This window comes from Flavobacterium phragmitis, from assembly GCF_900112575.1.
Classification (GTDB): Bacteria; Bacteroidota; Bacteroidia; order Flavobacteriales; family Flavobacteriaceae; genus Flavobacterium; species Flavobacterium phragmitis.
Window position 1 is genome coordinate 54,964 of the sequence record NZ_FOMH01000014.1, and the last position, 20,564, is coordinate 75,527.

Sequence of the window (20,564 nt, forward strand, 5' to 3'; positions counted from 1 at the left end):
TAGTGATAATTTGTGTAATTCGTGGCGATATACTTTTTATTTCGGATTAAATACCAAAAACGGAATGATCATTTCTTCTAGTGAAATTCCTCCATGTTGATACGTGTTTTTGTAATAACTTACATAATGATTGTAGTTGTTTACATAAGCCAGGAAAAAATCATTCTTGGCAAAAATAAACGAGCTACTCATATTTATTGCAGGAAGACCAATTGTTTTAGGTTCTTTAACTACATAAACATCTTTTTGCTCGTATGTCAAACTACGACCCGTTTTGTAACGCAAATTTAAACTTGTATTTTTATCTCCCACAACTTTCGACGGATTTTTTACATTAATTGTTCCGTGATCCGTAGTTAGGATCAATTTAAAGCCTAAAAGCTGTGCTTGTTGGATAATCTCTAATAAAGGAGAATTTTTAAACCAGCTCAATGTTAATGAACGATAGGCTTTGTCATCTGAAGCTAATTCTTTTACAACTTCCATTTCAGTTTTAGCATGTGAAAGCATGTCGACGAAATTGTAAACTACCGTTACTAAGTCGTTTCCTTTTAAAGCTTTAAAGTTTTCGGCTAACTTTTTACCTCCAGAATAATTTGTGATTTTGAAATAATCTTCCTTAATATTTAAGCCTAAACGCTTTAATTGTGCTGAAAGAAATTCTGCTTCATAAAGGTTTTTTCCTCCATCTTCCACGTCATTTTTCCAATATTGAGGAAATTGTTTTTCCATTTCAACAGGCATTAAACCTGAGAAAATTGAATTTCGGGCGTATTGCGTAGCGGTTGGAAGAATAGAATAATAAGGGACTTCTTTTTCTAATTTATAATAATTAGCCACAACAGATTCAAAGGCTTTCCATTGATCATATCTAAGATTGTCAATTACTACGAAAAGAATTGGTTTTTCTTTCTTTTTAAGTTCAGGAACAACCAGTTCCTTGAATAGATTGTTGGACATAATTGGCTTGTCTGCTTTTGGTGCAAACCAATCTTCATAATTTCGTTCAATAAATTTTCCAAATTGCGAATTGGCTTCTACTTTCTGAGATTCCAGAATTTCGATCATTGCTGTATCGTTTATATCTTCTAGTTTTAACTCCCAGAACAATAACTTTTTATACAACTCGATCCAATCTTCGTAAGAATTGACCATTGCCAATTCCATTGCAATTTTTCTGAATTCCTTCTGGTAATCTAAAGTGGTTTTTTCAGTAATTAACCTTGAATCATCCAGATTTTTCTTTAAACTTAATAGAATCTGATTAGGATTAACTGGTTTGATTAAATAATCGGCGATTTTAGAACCTATGGCTTCTTCCATAATATATTCTTCTTCGCTTTTGGTAATCATAATCATTGGAATAGCTGATTTTTTTTCTTTCATTTCAGAAAGTGTTTCCAGGCCACTCATTCCGGGCATGTTTTCATCCAGAAAAACAATATCAAAATTATCTTCTTCAAATAAGGCAATTGCATCAAGGCCGTTATTACAAGTAGTTACTTCGTAGTTTTTCTTTTCCAGAAATAATATGTGGGGCTTTAAAAGATCGATTTCATCATCGACCCAAAGTATTTTGATCTTATCCATAAAACAAATTAATTTATACTGCAATTTAAAAGTAATAGAACTTAAAAACTATTAAAAATAGTATAAAATTACCAAAGCAGAACTATGAATTTATTTTAAAATTTAACATTTTTTAATCTATTTTATTGATAATCATTATAATTTCGACTTTCATTTTTAAATAAAAAACACCAATCTCTTTATACTTATTTACTTATATTTGTTGACCTAAAAAATATCGCACTAGTGACTCATATCAACAAACTTAAAATATTCAACGATCCTATATATGGCTTTATAACGATTCCAAATGAGCTGGTTTACGATTTGATTCAGCATCCATATTTTCAGCGTTTACGTCGAATTTCTCAGATGGGATTGTCGTATTTAGTGTATCCAGGAGCAAATCATACTCGTTTTCATCATGCTTTAGGATGCATGCATTTGATGAAAAAAGCAATTGATACGCTTCGTTTTAAAGATGTTGTCATTTCTGAAGAAGAAGAAAATGCACTGTTAATCGCGATTCTACTTCACGATATTGGACACGGACCATTTTCTCATGCAATGGAAAAAAGTATTGTTGAAGATGTGCACCACGAAGCGATTTCATTATTATTTATGAATCAGCTGAATGACGAATTTGATGGAAGATTAAGTTTGGCGATTCAGGTATTTAAAGGAGAATATCATAGAAAATTCATGTTGCAATTGATTTCTAGTCAATTGGATATGGATCGAATGGATTACTTAAAACGGGATAGTTTTTATACAGGAGTTGCAGAAGGAAATGTGAATTCTGAACGTTTGATTCAGATGATGAATGTGGAGAACAATGTTTTGGTTATAGAAGAAAAAGGAATTTATTCTGTAGAGAAATTTCTGCTTTCCAGAAGATTAATGTATTGGCAGGCTTATTTGCATAAAACAAGTTTGGTTGCCGAATTAATTCTGATGAAAGTGCTAAAAAGAGCGAAAGAATTGACGTTAAAAGGAATTAAATTACCTTGCAGTGAACCGCTTTCGTATTTCATGCATAATAAGGTAACACTTGAAGACTTTGATGCCGAAAAACTGGATTTGTTTTCTCAATTAGATGATTTTGATATTATAAGCGCCTTAAAAGCATGGCAGAGACATAGTGATTTTATACTTTCTACTTTAAGCAAAATGATCATTAATAGAGATTTGTTAAAGATTAAGTTGAGTGCAGAAAAGATTCCGATGGAAGAATCACAATCTTTAAAAGAAGAATTTGCAGAAGCGCATCAAATCTCGGCTGTAGATGCAGGATATTTTATTTTTAGAGGAAAAATTAAAAATCAAGCATACAGTAAAGAAGCTGAACCTATCAGAATTTTGAAAAAAGATAAAACAATTGAAGATGTTGTGGAAGCTTCTGACCAGCTGAATTTGAAATCGTTATCTAAATTGGTAACAAAATATTATATCTGTTTCCCAAAACAACTTATCTAAAATTAACATTTAAAACCTATTTTTTATATTTTTGTCGCGATGAAATTTACAGCAGAACAAATAGCAGGAATTTTAGAAGGAGAAGTTGTCGGGAATCTCAATGCAGAGGTTTCTAAGCTTTCTAAAATCGAAGAAGGCGAAGAGGGATCGCTTACTTTTTTGGCTAATCCAAAGTATATCAATTATATATATACTACAAAAGCGACAGTAACAATTGTTAATGACAGCTTTATTCCCGAACAGGAAATTACTACTACTTTAATAAAGGTAGAAGATGCTTATGCAGCATTTTCTAAACTTTTACACTTTTATAATCAGGTAAAATTAAATAAAAACGGTATCGAACCTCAGTCTTTTATGTCTGAAGGAACTAAACACGGAGAGAATCTATATTTAGGTAGTTTTAGTTATATTGGACAAAATGTGGTTTTAGGTAATAATGTAAAAATTTATCCAAATAGTTTTATTGGTGACAATGTTACTATTGGTGATAATGTATTCATTTTTGCAGGAGCAAAAATTTATTCAGAAACCGTAATTGGCAATAATTGCACAGTTCATTCTGGTGTTATTATTGGTGCTGACGGTTTTGGTTTTGCTCCAAATGAAAACGGAGAATACAGTAAAGTACCTCAAATTGGTAATGTTATTATTGAAGATAATGTTGATATTGGTGCAAATACAACTATTGACAGAGCAACTCTTGGATCTACGATAATTAGACAAGGAGTTAAATTAGACAATCAGATTCAGATTGCTCATAACGTCGAAATCGGAAAAAATACAGTTATTGCTGCTCAAAGTGGCGTGGCAGGTTCTACCAAAATAGGCGAGAACTGTATGATTGGTGGACAAGTAGGTATCGCAGGTCATCTAATTATAGGAAATAATGTTAGGCTTCAGGCACAATCTGGAGTTGCTAGAAACATTAAAGATGATGAAGTTTTACAAGGAACGCCATCTCTTGGATATACTGAATTTAACAAATCGTATGTTCACTTTAAAAATCTTCCTAAGATAGTGGCCGAAGTTCAAGAATTAAAAAAACAAATAATAAACCCAAAAAATGGAAATAATGGTTAAACAGAAGACCATCAAGAATGAAATTTCACTAACAGGAGTTGGATTGCATACTGGAAAAGAAGTTACAATGACTTTTAAACCTGCTCCCGTTAATAATGGTTTCACTTTTGTAAGAGTAGATTTGCAAGGTCAACCAGTCATTGAGGCTGATGCTAATTATGTTGTTAATACTCAAAGAGGAACAAATCTTGAGAAATTAGGAGTAAAAATTCAAACACCTGAACACGTTTTAGCTGCAGTAGTTGGTTGCGATTTGGATAATATTATTATTGAATTGAATGCCTCTGAACTTCCAATTATGGATGGTTCATCAAAATATTTTGTTGAAGCTATTGAAAAAGCTGGTATTGAAGAGCAAGATGCACAACGTAATGTTTATGTTGTAAAAGAAGTAATTTCATTTACAGACGAAGCTACAGGAAGCGAAATCCTGGTTATGCCAAGCGATGAATACCAAGTAACAGCAATGGTTGATTTTGGTACTAAAGTTTTAGGTACTCAAAATGCAACTTTAAAAAGTTTAGCAGATTTTAAGGAAGAAATTGCTAGTTCTAGAACTTTTAGTTTCTTACACGAATTAGAGTCATTATTGGAAAACGGCCTTATTAAAGGGGGAGATTTAAATAATGCAATCGTATACGTAGATAAAGAAATCTCTGAATCTACAATGGAAAATTTAAAGAAAGCATTTGGTAAAGATGAAATCTCTGTAAAACCAAATGGGGTTTTAGACAACCTTACTTTACATTATCCAAACGAAGCCGCAAGACACAAATTACTTGATGTTATTGGAGATTTGTCTTTAATTGGCGTTCGTATTCAAGGAAAAATTATTGCTAATAAACCAGGTCACTTTGTAAATACTCAGTTTGCTAAAAAACTGGCTAAAATTATCAAAATAGAACAGAGAAATCATGTTCCTACTTATGATTTACATCAAGAACCATTGATGGATATTCATAAAATCATGTCAATGCTTCCTCACAGACCTCCATTCTTATTGATCGATAGAATTATTGAAATGTCTGATCGTCATGTGGTTGGTTTGAAAAATGTTACTATGAACGAGAATTTCTTTGTAGGGCACTTTCCAGAAGCTCCAGTTATGCCGGGGGTTTTAATTGTAGAAGCAATGGCACAAACTGGTGGAATCTTAGTATTGAGTACAGTTCCAGATCCTGAAAACTACTTAACATACTTTATGAAGATTGACAACGTTAAGTTCAAACATAAAGTACTGCCAGGAGATACGTTAATTTTTAAATGCGAATTGATTTCTCCTATCAGAAGAGGAATTTGTCATATGCAGGCAAACGCTTATGCAAATGGTAAATTAGTAACTGAGGCAGAATTAATGGCACAAATTGCAAGAAAACAATAATAAATTATCAAATTTATTGTTTAGGTTTGTGGCCTCAAATTAGAATATTTTAATTAAAAATATAAAACATACAGATGAATCAACCATTAGCATATGTTCATCCTGGCGCTAAAATCGCTAAAAATGTTGTAATCGAACCATTTACAACAATTCACAATAATGTTGTTATTGGTGATGGTACTTGGATTGGTTCAAACGTGACGATTATGGAAGGCGCTCGAATAGGAAAAAATTGTAACATTTTTCCGGGAGCGGTAATTTCAGCTGTGCCACAAGATTTAAAATTTGGAGGTGAAGATTCTTTAGCAATTATCGGTGATAATTGCACTATCAGAGAATGTGTTACTATTAATAGAGGAACAATTGCTTCTGGACAGACTGTAATTGGAAACAATTGTTTAGTAATGGCCTATGCTCACATTGCGCACGACTGTGAAATTGGAAATAATGCAATTATCGTTAATGGTGTTGCTTTAGCTGGTCACGTAGTTGTGGGTAATCATGCGGTTATTGGTGGTCTAGCGGCTATTCATCAATTTATTCATATTGGAGATCACGCAATGATTTCTGGTGGGTCTTTGGTAAGAAAAGATGTTCCTCCTTTTACAAAAGCGGCAAAAGAACCGTTGTCTTATGTTGGAATCAACTCTGTTGGTTTAAGAAGAAGAGGTTTTACAACTGAAAAGATTAGAGAAATTCAGGAAATCTATAGAATTTTATACCAAAAGAACTATAATACAACTCAGGCTTTAAGTATTATTGAAGCTGAAATGGAAGCAACTCCTGAAAGAGATGAAATTCTAGATTTTATTAGAAATTCATCTAGAGGAATTATGAAAGGTTACTCAGGCAACTATTAATTATTTTAGAGTTTAGATTTCTGATTTTAGATTTCTGAACTTTGAAAAAAAATGAAATAAATATTAAATAAAAAATGAAGATTGATTCTATAGGAAGAATCTGAAATCTACATTCTAAAATCTAAAATAAAAAAACAAATGGCATCTACATCAGATATTAGAAACGGATTGTGTATTAAATTTAATCACGATATCTATAAAATTATTGAATTTCTTCACGTAAAACCTGGAAAAGGTCCAGCTTTCGTAAGAACAAAACTTAAAAGTTTAACTTCAGGAAAAGTATTAGATAATACATTTTCTGCAGGTCACAAAATTGACGTTATTCGTGTTGAAACGCACACATTCCAGTTTTTATATCCAGAAGGCGACGAATTTCACTTCATGAATGCTGAAACGTTTGAGCAAATTTCTTTAAATAAAAACATTTTGGATGCTCCAGAATTATTAAAAGAAGGTACAAACGTAATGGTTCAAATCAATACAGAAACAGATTTACCATTATCAGTAGATATGCCTGCATCTGTTATTTTAGAAGTTACTTATGCTGAGCCTGGTGTAAAAGGTAATACTGCTACAAATGCTACAAAAAATGCTACAGTAGAAACAGGAGCAAACATCAACGTTCCTTTGTTTATTAATGAGGGAGATAAAATTAAAATTGATACTGCTACAGGTTCTTACATGGAGCGTGTAAAAGAGTAGTCTTTTAATTGAGATAAATTTGACAATGAGTCAATTAGATAATCTGTGAATCGACATAATTTTGTATATTCACATTCTAATTGACTCATTTTCTAATTGACAAATTTTCTAATTATACTATATGAAATTTCCAAAGAGTCATTCTTTACAAGAAATTGCTAATTTGCTTAACTGCAAATTTATTGGAAACAAAGACTTTCAAGTTTTAGGCATGAACGAAATACATGTTGTGGAGCCTGGTGATATTGTTTTTGTTGACCACCCAAAATATTACGATAAAGCTTTGCAATCGGCAGCGACTATTGTTTTAATAAACAAAGAAGTAGAATGTCCAGAAGGTAAGGCCCTTTTAATTTCTGATGATCCCTTTAGAGATTTCAATATTCTTACAAAACATTTTAGACCTTTCCAGTTTGCTAATGTTGCAATCGCTGATTCTGCAGAGATAGGAGAAGGTACTGTAATTCAGCCAAATACTTTTGTTGGAAATAATGTTAAAATCGGCAAGAACTGCTTAATACATTCTAATGTGTCAATTTACGACCATACTGTAATCGGAGACAATGTAATTATACATGCTGGAACTATTTTAGGAGCAGATGCTTTTTATTATAAAAAACGCCCAGAAGGATTTGATCAATTAGTTTCTGGCGGAAGAGTTGTTATTGAAGATAATGTTGGCATTGGTGCTTTATGTACGATAGATAAAGGGGTTACTGGTGATACAACTATTGGTGCAGGTTCTAAATTAGATAATCAAGTACATGTTGGTCATGATACCGTAATTGGAAAAAAATGTCTGATTGCTTCGCAAACTGGTATTGCAGGCTGCGTGATTATTGAAGATGAAGTAACTTTATGGGGACAAGTAGGTACCACAAGCGGTATAACAATTGGAGCAAAAGCAGTTGTTATGGGGCAGACCGGTGTAACTAAATCGGTTGAAGGAGGAAAATCGTATTTCGGAACCCCAATTGAAGAATCTAGAGAAAAATTGAAACAATTAGCCAATATTAAGAAGATTCCTGAAATTTTAAATAAATTGAAGTAATATGTCTATTAAAGAATTTGTTCAGAAATTTTATAAGTCAGATGCCTTAATTGATAGTGAAATTTTAAAAACATATCTGCATCCTGACGTTACGCTTGAATGGAACAGCAGCAAAGGTTTTATTCAGATGGATTATGACTCGATAATGGAAATGGCCAATGAACTTAGTCGTGCTTATGTGCGTTCTAAGGTTAGAATCAGTCATATTATTAGCGAAGATGATTTAGTATCAGTGCGTTACTCTCATTTTGTGAAAACAATTGAGAATCCAAGGGAGGAGATGCTTTTAGCGCATTTTTCAACGATTTGGCAGATAAAAGATGATAAACTTTATAGAGGTTACCAAATGAGTCAATTTTCTTAATATTTTTTTGACAATAAAAGAGGCAAAATACATTACAAAACCTTATTTTTGCAACACAAATTTAAAAACTACATAAAATATATATCATGAGTGTTTTAGTTAATAAAGATTCCAAAATAATTGTTCAGGGATTTACAGGAAGCGAAGGAACTTTCCACGCTTCTCAAATGATTGAGTACGGTACTAATGTTGTTGGGGGTGTTACTCCAGGAAAAGGTGGAACAAGCCACTTAGACCGTCCGGTTTTTAATACAGTAAAAGATGCTGTTGATCAAGCTGGAGCAGATACTTCTATCATTTTTGTTCCGCCAGCTTTTGCTGCTGATGCAATTATGGAAGCTGCTGATGCTGGAATTAAAGTAATTATTGCTATTACAGAAGGGATTCCTGTAGCAGATATGATTAAAGCAAATAATTATGTTAAGGAAAGAAATTCTAGATTAATTGGTCCAAACTGCCCAGGTGTTATTACTCCAGGTGAGGCTAAAGTTGGAATTATGCCAGGTTTCGTTTTCAAAAAAGGAAATGTTGGTATTGTTTCTAAATCTGGAACTTTAACTTACGAAGCAGCTGACCAAGTTGTAAAACAAGGTTTAGGAATCACTACAGCTATTGGTATTGGTGGAGATCCAATCATTGGAACTACAACTAAAGAGGCTGTTGAATTATTGATGAACGATCCAGAAACTGAAGCAATCATTATGATTGGCGAAATTGGAGGTCAATTAGAAGCAGATGCTGCTAGATGGGTAAAAGCTGACGGTAACCGTAAACCAGTTATTGGATTTATCGCTGGAGAAACTGCTCCTGCTGGTAGAACAATGGGGCACGCAGGTGCTATTGTTGGTGGTTCTGATGATACAGCTGCTGCTAAAAAACAAATTATGAGAGACAACGGAATTCACGTTGTTGATTCACCAGCTGAAATTGGTAAAAAAGTAAAAGAAGTACTTGGTTAATAAAATCCAATATTTAAAATAACAAATTCCAAAAAGTCTCAATATTTTCTTGAGACTTTTTCCATTTTAAAAGCTGAGGCAGAAAACAGAAAAAACTTAGCATCTTAGAACCTCAGTATCTTAGAGGCTTAATAAAGAAATATGTATAAAGAATTAGAAAAATTTAAAGTAAGCAGCAGTTTTACTTTTACAGTTGAAGATAGTTTAGAAGAAGTTTGCAATGCACCAGAAGGAAGCGCTGGAGTTTTTGTTGTTTATGCTGTCGAAGGAGCAGAGAAAGAACTAATTATGGTTGGGTCTACAGGAACTGTTCAGAATGACGGAACTTTAAAAAGCAAAAATGGCGGATTATACGATAAAATCGTAAACGGACATCAATTTGCTAAAACAGGAAGAAAATATTCTTGGCCAGCTCAAATGAAATTAGAAAACATTGTTGCCCTTGAAGTAGTTTGGTACGAAACTTTTACTGGAGATGTAAAAGCCATTCCAACTGCAGTTGAAGGACAGGTTTTACAAAATTTTTTAGATGAAAATGCGAAATTACCTAGCTGGAATGTAGCTTTTTAAAAAGAGAAACTTGATGAAATGCCAAGAAGCCTTACTAATCATAGTAGGGCTTTTTTATTTGAGAAAATATTAGATTTTATTTCTTATGTTAAAATCCTATAACTTGAAATTTTATTTAGTATATCAAATTTGTAGGAATTGATTAAAATGCCATATTGGTTATTTTAATGATGAAGTATGTAATTCTATTTAGTTAATTAAAATTTAACATATGGTAAATTTAAGATTAAGTAAAAAAAAGACCGCGAATACTGACGAATTTAGAAAAAGCGCCATTTTTTTTGTAATAATTGGTTTTTTAACATTAGCTTTTCTATATTTATCACACAAAAACAAAAAATAATGTTAAAATTTGATTCATTTTGTATGAATTAAATCTTCTGTTTGAGTAAAAATCTTGTTTATTTTTTGTTAAGAATAAGGTACTGAAAAGAAGAAGAGATTTTTTAAAATAATCAAATGAAAAGCCAATTTTAATAAATGTAATTAATTCGTGTTGTTTCAAGAAAGTTTACTTTTTTAAATGATTTGATTTTTACGCCTCAAAGTTTCTGCATTATGAGCCACATTTTAAAAAACAAGGTGTTAGACGATTTTATTCTTTGGAGTAATTTGAAAAACGGTGACGAAAGATCATTCTCTTTACTTTTTGAAAAGTATTATAGAGATTTAATCAATTATGGAAATTCACTTTGTCCATTTGCCGAAAAAGTTCAGGATTGTATTCAGGATGTCTTTGCAGATATCTGGATTTATCGCAGTTCATTGCAAGATAATGTAATAGTTAAAGCTTATTTGCTTTCTAGTGTTAGAAAGAGAATTGCCCGTTTACATGAAAGAGATTATGTTTTTAAGAAGACAACCAGTACAGACGTTTTGGAGTTTTTATTTGATTTTTCTATAGAAAATGCATTAGTCGAAGATGAAGTGACAGCTGAACGTGTTTTGTATTTGAATAAGTTATTGAATGATTTGCCTGGACGCCAGAAAGAAGCGCTATATCTTCGTTATCATCAAGGTTTAAGTGTAGAACAGATTGCCGAACTTTTAGATGTGAATTATCAATCTGCAAACAACTTGTTGCATCGTGGTTTGTTAAGTCTTCGTAAAGAATGGAAAGGAAGCATTCCGTTGTTAATCCTTATATATTCAGGGGTTTTGTAGTTTTTTAAGAAAAAATCAAAAAAAAATCTTAAATAAGTGAGTATATAATATAAAAACTGTCCTCTATGTTTTTGTAACCTTAATAATAAGATGCAAAAACGTAATAATTATACCGAAATAGAAGACTTCTTAGCTGATGAATCTTTTCAATTATGGATTTTATCTAAAATTGATGAACAAGGCTGGGAAGAATGGACTTTAGAAAATCTTCAAAGAGCCAAACTTGTTGAAGATGCAAGGCTTTTACTTTTAGCCATGCGAGTACCCGATTCAAAATTATCTTCGAGTCAAGTTCATGAAGCGTTGCAACAGACTTGGCAAAAAATTGAACAAAGAGAAGCACTTTCTCAAGAAACTTTAAAAATTAGAAAACTTCAAACAGTAAGATACTGGATAACCGGTGTAGCCGCAGCTGTTTTAATTGGCTTATTTTCTGCTTGGTTTTTTAAAAATGATATCTTACCAAATGACAATGTAGTAACCTACAATGAATTGGTAGAAGAGAATAACGAAGGTTTGGTAGAACAAACCAACAATAGTGAAAAATCTCAGACCATTACACTATCAGATGGCAGTTCAGTTTTGTTACAGCCCAATAGCAAATTAAGCTACCCGAAAATTTTTACTGGAAACGAAAGAAAGGTCTATTTGTCTGGTGAAGGTTTCTTTGAAATTAGTAAAAATCCTAAAAAACCATTTTTTGTTTATGCGAATGAAATTGTAACACGTGTTGTGGGGACAAGTTTCAGAATAAAAGCCTATCCAGATCAGCAAAATGTAGAAGTTTTGGTGAGAACTGGTAAAGTTAGGGTGAAACCTAATGATATGGTTCGTTCCGTTGAAAATGAAGAAATTGTTTTACTTCCTAATCAGGCTGTTCGATTTGCGCGTAAAGATTTTGTCTTTAATAAAATTACAAACATTACGGCAGATCCTGTCTTAGTTAACAGTGTCACTAATATTGAGCAATTAAGTTTCGAATTTACTGATATTCCAGTTGCCCAAATACTTGAAACAATAGAACAGGCCTATTTAGTAGATGTTGATTTCCCACATGATAAGTTAAAAGACTGCCGTTTAACTACTTCATTAAGTGATCAGCCGTTGGCAGAAAAGCTAAAAATTATTTGTAAAAGTATTGGAAATGATACTAATTACGAAATGAATGGAAACCAAATTGTGATTACAACTTCTGGCTGTAACTAGTAAGTTTAATCACTGATAAAATACCAAAATAAACGGATTGTCTAAAGCTAAAAAATGATATAACTGCCTATGTAAAAAAATAAATGCATGAAAAAAGTGCCGAATATGCTGTAACATTTTCGACACTTAAAATTTAGTAAATCACTCTCTGTAAAGAGTAATTTATGATGTTTCTTAAAATACACTCGAATAGTATTAATCAAAACAAACCAAAATTATGAAAAAACCTGTTGTCAAGCAACGATTACTTCACCAAATCATGAAAATAACGCTGTTTCAATTTGTGTTAGCACTTGTATTTTCAAGTGTAACTTTCGCAAATAATGTAAATGGGCAGAAAAAACTAGATACTAAAGTTACAATTACAGTCGAAAATCTAACTTTAGACAATGCTTTATCTAAAATCGAAAAATCTGCTCGTGTAAAATTTTCTTACAATTCTAGACTGCCTCAGCTTTCGCAGAAAGTTAGTATAGAAGCAAACCAAGAAACTTTGTCTAGTATTCTAAGCAGAATATTAGTGCCTTTTAATATTACTTTTTCAGAAGTAAGCAATCAGATTGTGCTTCAAAAGAGTACAGGTGGTTCTTTTTCAAATATCAACAATCACGATTCATTGTTTGAGCTTTTGACTTTTGGCCCAATTATTAAAGGAAAAGTAACAGATCAAACAGGAAGTCCACTTCCAGGTGCTACAGTTATGGCAAAAGGAACAAAAACGGCTGTTTTAACCGATTTTGATGGAAATTTCGTTATCGAAATGCCAGCTAACGTTAATCGTTTAGTTATCTCATATGTTGGTATGGAATCTAAAGAAATTGGTATTGAAAATACCACACCAACAATTGTTTTAACAGAAGCGGGACAAAACCTTAAAGAGGTTGTAATTACTACAGGATACGAAAAAACTTCAAAAAGAACATTTACTGGAGCAATCAGTAAAATTTCAGGATCTGAATTAAAAGTTGATGGTGTAGTTGATGTAAGCAGAATGATTGAAGGTAAAGCAGCCGGAGTTACTGTACAAAACGTTACAGGTTCTTTTGGTTCTACTCCTAAAATTACAGTTCGTGGATCTTCTTCTATTTTTGGAGATACAAAACCATTATGGGTTATTGATGGTGTGGTTCAGGAAGATATTATAAACGTAACATTTGCAGATTTAGCTTCTGGTAACTCTGCAACATTATTAAGTTCTGCTGTTGCAGGGTTAAATGCTAATGATATTCAAAGTATCGAAATTCTTAAAGACGCATCTGCTACTTCTATCTATGGTTCAAGATCTTTGAATGGAGTTGTAGTTGTAACAACAAAACAAGGACGTAGAGATGCACCTTTAAAAATTAATTATACTGTTGAAAATACTGTAAGAGCTGTGCCAAGCTATACACAATACGATGTATTGAATTCACAAGAATCTATGAGTGTTTTTCAAGAAATGAGAGAAAAGGGATATCTTAGTCAAAGCTCATCTTTAACATCTAGATTTAGTGGTGTTTATGGTATTCTGGCAAAGCAAATAAATCTTTATGAAAGCTCAAATGGAATGTATGGTGTGAAAAATGAACAGCCTTACATTAATCAATTTTTACAAAAATATGAATTAGCGAATACAGATTGGTTTAAAGTTTTATTCAGACCCTCAATTACTCAAAATCATTCATTAAGTTTTTCAGGAGGAGGAAAGAATAATACTTTTTATGGCTCTATAGGATATTATACTGATCCAGGTTGGACTGTGGCTGATAATGTAAAACAATTATCATCGAACTTAAAAGGAACATTTTACATCAATGACAGATTGAATATTACTTTATCTACTCTTGCATCTGCCCGTGATCAGGAAGCTCCAGGGACTTATGAAAGTAAAAATGATGTTGTATTTGGAAAGGTTACAAGAGATTTTGATATTAATCCTTTTAATTATGTGTTAAGTACGAGCAGAACATTAAGACCTTATGATGATAATGGAAATTTAGAATATTATCAAAATAACTGGGCTCCAATGAATATTCTTAACGAATTAAAAAATAATACTCTTGGAATAAAAGTAAAAGACATCCGTTTTCAGGCAGACTTGGATTATAAAATAAATAAGAATTTGACTTACAATTTTACAGGTTCTGCTCGTTATGCTACTACATCCAGAGAACATAAAATCTATGAAGGTTCAAATGTTGTAGGAGCTTATAATGCTGGAGTAGGTGATAATCCAAACACCCAGATTCAAAAAGACAATGTGTTTTTATATCAAAATCCAAATGATTTAACAGCACCTAAAGTTTCAGTTTTACAGAACGGTGGTTTTTTGAGAAAATACACCAACGATATGACTTCGTACAATGTTAGAAACAGTATTACATATAGAAATATACTTAATGATAAACATGAACTAGAAGGTTTCTTTGGTACTGAGTTTCGATCTGTAGATAGAAGTAATGACAATTTTACAGCTGCAGGTTTGCAATATGAAAAAGGACTTAGTGCTTTTATTGATCCTAGATTAATTGAAAAACTAGTTAATGAAGGAAATACATATTATGATTTTGGAGCAGAGAGAGAACGTACTGTTGGTTTCTTTGGGAAAGTAGGGTATACTTATGATAGACGTTATACTGCATCGGTTACTGGGCGTTATGATGGCTCTAACAGACAAGGAGATACAGGGTCTTCTAGATGGTTACCAACTTACACAGTGAGTGGTAAATGGAATATCAAAGAAGAAAATTTCATGAAAAATGTAGAATCGGTTAATAATTTAGCACTTAGAGCTTCTTATGGTTTAACAGCAACTGCTGGACCGGCTACAAATTCATTAGCAATTTACAAAAGTTATATTACAGATCGTTTTGCATCGACAGATAGAGAAAATGCAATACGTATTCAAGATTTGCAAAATCAGGATTTGACTTGGGAAAAACAATTTGAAACAAATATTGGAGTAGACTTAGGAATGTTTAACAACAGAATACAGTTTACAACAGATGTTTACAGACGTAAAGCCTTTGATTTGATTGACTATGTAATTACATCCGGAGTTGGAGGACAAGATGTGAAAATGGGTAACAATGCTGATATGGAAACTAAAGGTGTTGAAGTTGGTTTTACTACACAAAATATTGTTTCATCTGATTTTAAATGGTCTACTACATTGAATTTCTCAATTTATGATCAAAAAATCACGAAGTTAGCTAACAGGCCATCAGCATTTGATTTAATAGCTGGAAATGGTGGTAATACTGTAGGACATCCAAGAAACTCATTGTATTCTTATCAGTTTACAGGATTAAACAATGAAGGTTTACCAACATTTAAATTACAAGATGGTGCTGAAAGTAATATTACAGATGCTGATTTTCAGGACACAAATGATGTAATGAAATATTTGAAATATGAAGGATCTGTTGAGCCTAATAAATCAATTGGTTTAGCAAATACTTTTACTTACAAAAGCTGGTCATTATATGTATTCGTAGTAGGATCAGGAGGTAATAAGGTGAGATTAAATCCAGTTTATAGTAATAGATATACAGATCAAACTGTTTTTACAAAAGAATTTTCTAATAGATGGATAAATCCAGGTGATGAAAATTATACAAATGTTCCAGTTATTGCTGATCAGTTGATGAATAGAAATTATGGGAATAACAATTTACAAATTGCTTATAATACTTATAATTTTTCTGATGTTAGAATTGCCAGTGGTGATTTTGTAAGATTGAAAAACATTTCTCTTGGTTGGGAATTTCCAAGTGATTTTAAGAGAAAGTTAGGTGTAAGTACTTTTAACTTGAAAGCTTCAGCGGTTAATCCTTGGTTAATCTATTCAGATAAAAATTTGCATGGACAAGATCCTGAGTTTCGTAATACTGGAGGGGTAGCATTCCCGATTACTTCACAATATACTTTTGCAATAAACCTTTCATTTTAATAATAAAATTGATTATGAAAAATATAAAAATAACACTGTCATTATTAGTACTTATTGGGCTTAGCAGTTGTGATGATTTCCTTTCAGAAGTACCAGATAACAGAACACAAATTGACACCCCAGAAAAAATAGCAGAATTATTAGTTACAGCATACCCTAAGACTACTTATTTTGAAATTGCTGAAACTATGTCTGACAATATTTTTGACACAGAAGTAAAAACAAATGCGAATATAAGTAATGAGCAAAGTTTTAACTGGGAAATGCAAACTCAGATAGATAAAGATACTGAGAATGGATTTTGGGTTGGATCTTATGAAGCTATTGCGGCAGCAAATCAAGCTTTGGTTTCTATTGAGAAACTTGGTAGCTCGACAGATTTGAACCCTTTAAAAGGAGAAGCATTAATAACTAGAGCTTATAATCACTTTATGTTGGTTTCTTTCTGGGGTAATAGATATAATCCAGCAACTGCAGCAACAGATTTAGGAGTTCCTTATATTACAGAACCAGAAACTGCATTATTGGCGCAATACAAACGTAAATCAGTTAAAGAAGTTTTTGACTTGGTTGAGAAAGATCTTCTTGAAGGATTAAAATATATTACAAACAATTATAAAGAACCAAAATATCATTTTAATATAAATGCCGCTAAAGCTTTTGCTTGTCGTTTTTACTTAATAAAAGGAGATTGGGACAAAGTATTGGAATATTCTGAAGGTTTAGGTTCTAAACCAACCCGACTAAGAAATTATGCCGCTTTTAATGCCGCAGCTTTCGCTCAAATGCCAATCGAATATTCTAAAGCAGAACAAGACACCAATTTATTGATTAACTATCCTAATTCAACTGCAAATAGAGCGGCATCGTACAGGTTTGCTTTTCCATCACTTAAATCAGATGAATTGTTGGGTACTCAGACAAACATGTGGGGTAAGCCAAATTTAATAAGTGCAAATGGTTACTATTATGGAGGTTCAAATGTTTTTATTCCTAAGCTTTATGAGTATTTTAAATATACTAATGTTACAGCTGGTATAGGAGAAGCATATACTGCAACAGTTTTGTTTAGTAATGATGAAATGTATTTAAATCGCATTGAAGCATTGGTAATGAAAAACAGATTATCAGAAGTAAATACAGAATTAGGATATTTTTTAGGAACCAGAACTTCCGGATATAATGCTGCAACTGATATTTTAGATGAAGCCAGAGTAGTTGCTAAATACCCAGTAATTGCTAATGAATTTACTCCTTTTTATGATTTAAGTCCAGTTCAGGCTTCCTATATTAAAGCTATTGCAGAAGCTAGAAGAAGAGATTTTATGAGAGAAGGTCTTAGATGGTTTGATATTAAACGTTTTAATCTTGTAGTTGAGCACAATACTCTTGAGTTTGGTAAAGTAGTTCGAAATAATATTTTGACAAAAGATGATAAACGTAGAGCATTGCAAATACCACTTAGAGCTTCAAGCAATGGTATTGAAAAGAATCCTAGATAAATTTTAATTAGAAAGTATTATGAAAATAGCAAAAATATATAAAGCTGCATTGATGTCAGGAATATTGCTTCTTGCTTCTTGCGCCCATGAAGAGCAACCGAAGGAAAGCTGGTTAGATTTTTCAGTACCAAATAAAACAGAACTAGATAAATGGATTGGCGTAAATTTCTTAGACCCATATAATATTAATGTTTATTATATATGGAATCAAAATTTGGTAGATAATAATAGATACTTATATCCACCAAAAGGAGATAAAGTACAGCCAGCAATGGAAGTAGTTAAGAAAATTTGGATTGATAGTTATAGCACTATTGGAGGAGCTGATTTTGTTAAGAAAATTGCCCCAAGGGAATTTGTGCTTGTTGGAGGAATTAATTTAAATACTAATGGAACAGTAACATTAGGTCTTGCTGAGGCGGGTCAAAAAGTTACTCTTTTTCAGGTAGATAATCTTAATAAGAAAAACAGAGCAAACGTGACACAGTTTATCCATACTATTCAGCATGAGTACGTTCATATTTTAAATCAGACTAAACCTTTTGATGAACAAGCTTGGGCAAAATTGACTCCTACAGGATATACTACAAGCTGGTATACTGCTGCAATTGCTACATCAAGAAACTTAGGCTTTATTACTAGCTATGCGAGATTAAGTATATACGAAGATTTTGCTGAAACAGCTGCTACGATTTTAACGAGTTCAAAGGCAGAATACGATGCCATTTTAGCTAGTGTTACAGATGCTACAGCAAAAGCAAACATAAAAGCCAAAGAAGCACTTGTAGTTAAATATTACAGAGATGCTTTTAACATTGATTTTTATGCTTTGAGAGACGAAGCGCAAAAAAATACCGATTTTGTAATAAATAATTAAGAACAATAATTTTCTAAAAATAGATATTATGAAAGTTAAAAAAATATACAAGTACTTAATGATTTCATTTGGGGCTTTGCTTTTAGGATCATGTACAAGTACAGAAGTAGATGCGAAATTCGATGAAAACGCAACTGATAGATTAAGTGGCCGTAAAAAAGAGTTGAATGATCTACTGCTTTCATCTGCGGATGGATGGAAAGCAGTTTACTATACAGATAGTACACAATTAGGAGGATGGACTCATCTATTTAAATTTCTACCTCAAGGACAAGTAGATATGGCTTCAGATTTTACAATTGGTACAGATACAGATACAGGTATTTACAGAAGCCAGTACGAAATGCAGATGGGAAGTACAGTAAGTTTGGTTTTTACTACACAAAACAGAATACACCTTTTGTCTGATGCAGGAAATTCACCAACGGCAGCGCTTTTGGCAAAAGGATATTTAGGTGATTTCCAGTTTTACTATTATGGAGAAAAAAACGGAGAAATTATTTTTAGAACTAATAGGAACGGGCATTTTCTGCGTTTTGTAAAAGCCACTGCGCAGGATTGGACAGATTTAGCAAAAAATAAGCCAATGATTACTAGTCTAAATGGAGATATGTTTAGTCCTTTGTTTAGGTTAATGGAAACAAATGATGGTACTGCAACACATCAATTTGAGTTTGACTACAATACTAAAGCTCGTTTTGGAACTGCATACTCTTTGGAGCCAGGTAGCCAGGAAGCGTATGATTTAGCGTTTGCGTTTACTCCTACAGGAATTGTTTCAAAGCTTCCAGTTACCGTGAAAGGTCAGGAGCTTACAGATTTTATTTACGACAGTGCAACTAATAATTTTGTTGCTAAGGGAACAAATGGAGTTAGCGCAACACTTAAATTTACCAATGCACCTCCAGCAGTTACAGATGATTATAAACTTTTCTTAAGTGGAAAAGGAAATCCTCAGATAGTAGTGGGATATATTGCGGCTAATTTAACTACAGCCCCAACTACTTCAGATTATTTTAGATATTTAGTGAATAGACTTAATGCAAATTTATCGGCTGGTCAATCTCTTTCTAGAATACAAATGTATTTCAATACTGCTGCTAACCAGACATACATTAATTATCAATTTGTTGGCAAGACTGCTGTAAATCATATTGTGACATCATCAGAAGACCCGGTAAACAAAACTATTATTTTAACAAATCTTGGTTGGGCAACAGGAACAACTGCAGCAGATGTAGCATTATTAAGAGAGATTGATAATGAATTAACGAATTCAAAAGGTTTATACATTAAAAAAGAGAGTTTTAGAATAACATACTCTAATCCTATTTATACTCTAGCGAGTGCATCCAGTAGCTTCAGGATGACTGCTTACCAATTATAAATTTTAGTTTTCTTTTAATTTTGGTTAAAAGCAGTCTTGATTTACTGGACTGCTTTTTTTCAAAAGAATGTAATCACAAGAAAAAGTAGGTCTTATAATTTTTAAATATTTAGATTATTATGAAAAAGTATATCACTGTGGTTAATATCGTATTTTTTTTATGGGGTATTGTTTATATTTTAATTTCTGAATTTTTTAGAGATTATGTTAGAGGGTATCTTTATTTATCAATCGGAGTTATAATTCCGTTTATGATTTGGGATCTGATTAAAAAAAGAAAGAAAGATAAGATTGAGGGAACAAAAGACCTATATAATTCAATAAACAGAATGATGATTATGGCTGTAGTTCTTGTCGTATTTTTTGTCATTACAAAACAAAATCATCTATAAGAATTTTAGTTTTATTTTTTTATTTTGGAGAAGACAGCTCATTTATTGAGCTGTTTTTTTGTTTTATAAACGAATAAAATTATTAAA

The 20,564-nt window shown here is 32.2% G+C and carries 17 protein-coding genes; 16 read left to right on the forward strand and 1 reads right to left on the reverse strand.

Annotated elements, in window-relative coordinates; translation table 11 throughout:
* Window positions 1-36: 36 nt before the first annotated feature.
* Entirely contained in the window at window positions 37-1,590 is a 1,554-nt protein-coding gene (gene porX / locus BM289_RS21900) for a T9SS response regulator signal transducer PorX (protein ID WP_091497676.1), read from the reverse strand.
* Window positions 1,591-1,815: 225 nt separating this feature from the next.
* Between porX and BM289_RS21905 the strand changes: the two genes are divergently transcribed.
* From BM289_RS21905 to BM289_RS21980, 16 genes are all read left to right on the forward strand, one after another.
* Entirely contained in the window at window positions 1,816-3,045 is a 1,230-nt protein-coding gene (locus tag BM289_RS21905; RefSeq protein WP_091497677.1) for an HD domain-containing protein, read from the forward strand.
* Window positions 3,046-3,084: 39 nt separating this feature from the next.
* Window positions 3,085-4,128 (forward strand): UDP-3-O-(3-hydroxymyristoyl)glucosamine N-acyltransferase, encoded by a 1,044-nt coding sequence (lpxD, locus tag BM289_RS21910; RefSeq protein ID WP_091497680.1) that lies wholly within the window; start codon window positions 3,085-3,087, stop codon window positions 4,126-4,128.
* Window positions 4,121-5,509 carry a bifunctional UDP-3-O-[3-hydroxymyristoyl] N-acetylglucosamine deacetylase/3-hydroxyacyl-ACP dehydratase gene (locus BM289_RS21915; RefSeq protein ID WP_091497919.1) on the forward strand — a complete coding sequence of 463 codons (1,389 nt, stop codon included), beginning with the start codon at window positions 4,121-4,123 and terminating at the stop codon, window positions 5,507-5,509. The genes lpxD and BM289_RS21915 overlap by 8 nt, the downstream gene beginning before the upstream one ends.
* A gap of 74 nt (window positions 5,510-5,583) precedes the next feature.
* Window positions 5,584-6,369, forward strand: coding sequence for an acyl-ACP--UDP-N-acetylglucosamine O-acyltransferase (lpxA, locus tag BM289_RS21920; RefSeq protein WP_091497682.1), 786 nt, complete (start codon window positions 5,584-5,586; stop codon window positions 6,367-6,369).
* A 138-nt stretch (window positions 6,370-6,507) separates the two neighbouring features.
* Window positions 6,508-7,074, forward strand: a complete 567-nt coding sequence (gene efp, locus BM289_RS21925) for an elongation factor P (RefSeq protein WP_008464042.1) — start codon at window positions 6,508-6,510, stop codon at window positions 7,072-7,074.
* A 121-nt stretch (window positions 7,075-7,195) separates the two neighbouring features.
* Entirely contained in the window at window positions 7,196-8,125 is a 930-nt protein-coding gene (locus tag BM289_RS21930) for a UDP-3-O-(3-hydroxymyristoyl)glucosamine N-acyltransferase (RefSeq protein WP_091497685.1), read from the forward strand.
* A 1-nt stretch (window position 8,126) separates the two neighbouring features.
* Window positions 8,127-8,489, forward strand: coding sequence for a nuclear transport factor 2 family protein (locus BM289_RS21935; protein WP_091497687.1), 363 nt, complete (start codon window positions 8,127-8,129; stop codon window positions 8,487-8,489).
* Window positions 8,490-8,575: 86 nt separating this feature from the next.
* A complete protein-coding gene (sucD, locus tag BM289_RS21940; protein WP_091497690.1) occupies window positions 8,576-9,448 on the forward strand; it encodes a succinate--CoA ligase subunit alpha in 873 nt (290 codons plus the stop codon).
* 141 nt (window positions 9,449-9,589) lie between these two features.
* A complete protein-coding gene (locus tag BM289_RS21945) occupies window positions 9,590-10,018 on the forward strand; it encodes a hypothetical protein (RefSeq protein ID WP_091497693.1) in 429 nt (142 codons plus the stop codon).
* A 558-nt stretch (window positions 10,019-10,576) separates the two neighbouring features.
* The gene (locus BM289_RS21950) at window positions 10,577-11,182 is read left to right on the forward strand and encodes an RNA polymerase sigma factor (RefSeq protein ID WP_091497695.1); all 606 of its coding nucleotides are present in this window, start codon (window positions 10,577-10,579) and stop codon (window positions 11,180-11,182) included.
* A 90-nt stretch (window positions 11,183-11,272) separates the two neighbouring features.
* Window positions 11,273-12,388, forward strand: a complete 1,116-nt coding sequence (locus tag BM289_RS21955; protein WP_091497698.1) for a FecR family protein — start codon at window positions 11,273-11,275, stop codon at window positions 12,386-12,388.
* Window positions 12,389-12,605: 217 nt separating this feature from the next.
* Window positions 12,606-16,319 (forward strand): SusC/RagA family TonB-linked outer membrane protein, encoded by a 3,714-nt coding sequence (locus tag BM289_RS21960; protein ID WP_091497701.1) that lies wholly within the window; start codon window positions 12,606-12,608, stop codon window positions 16,317-16,319.
* Window positions 16,320-16,333: 14 nt separating this feature from the next.
* The gene (locus BM289_RS21965; RefSeq protein ID WP_208610274.1) at window positions 16,334-17,821 is read left to right on the forward strand and encodes a RagB/SusD family nutrient uptake outer membrane protein; all 1,488 of its coding nucleotides are present in this window, start codon (window positions 16,334-16,336) and stop codon (window positions 17,819-17,821) included.
* A gap of 19 nt (window positions 17,822-17,840) precedes the next feature.
* Entirely contained in the window at window positions 17,841-18,698 is an 858-nt protein-coding gene (locus BM289_RS21970) for a zinc-binding metallopeptidase (RefSeq protein ID WP_091497706.1), read from the forward strand.
* Window positions 18,699-18,726: 28 nt separating this feature from the next.
* Window positions 18,727-20,085: a DUF4302 domain-containing protein gene (locus BM289_RS21975; protein ID WP_091497709.1), complete on the forward strand. Its 1,359-nt coding sequence runs from the start codon at window positions 18,727-18,729 to the stop codon at window positions 20,083-20,085.
* Window positions 20,086-20,204: 119 nt separating this feature from the next.
* Entirely contained in the window at window positions 20,205-20,477 is a 273-nt protein-coding gene (locus tag BM289_RS21980; protein ID WP_091497711.1) for a hypothetical protein, read from the forward strand.
* Window positions 20,478-20,564 lie beyond the last annotated feature (87 nt).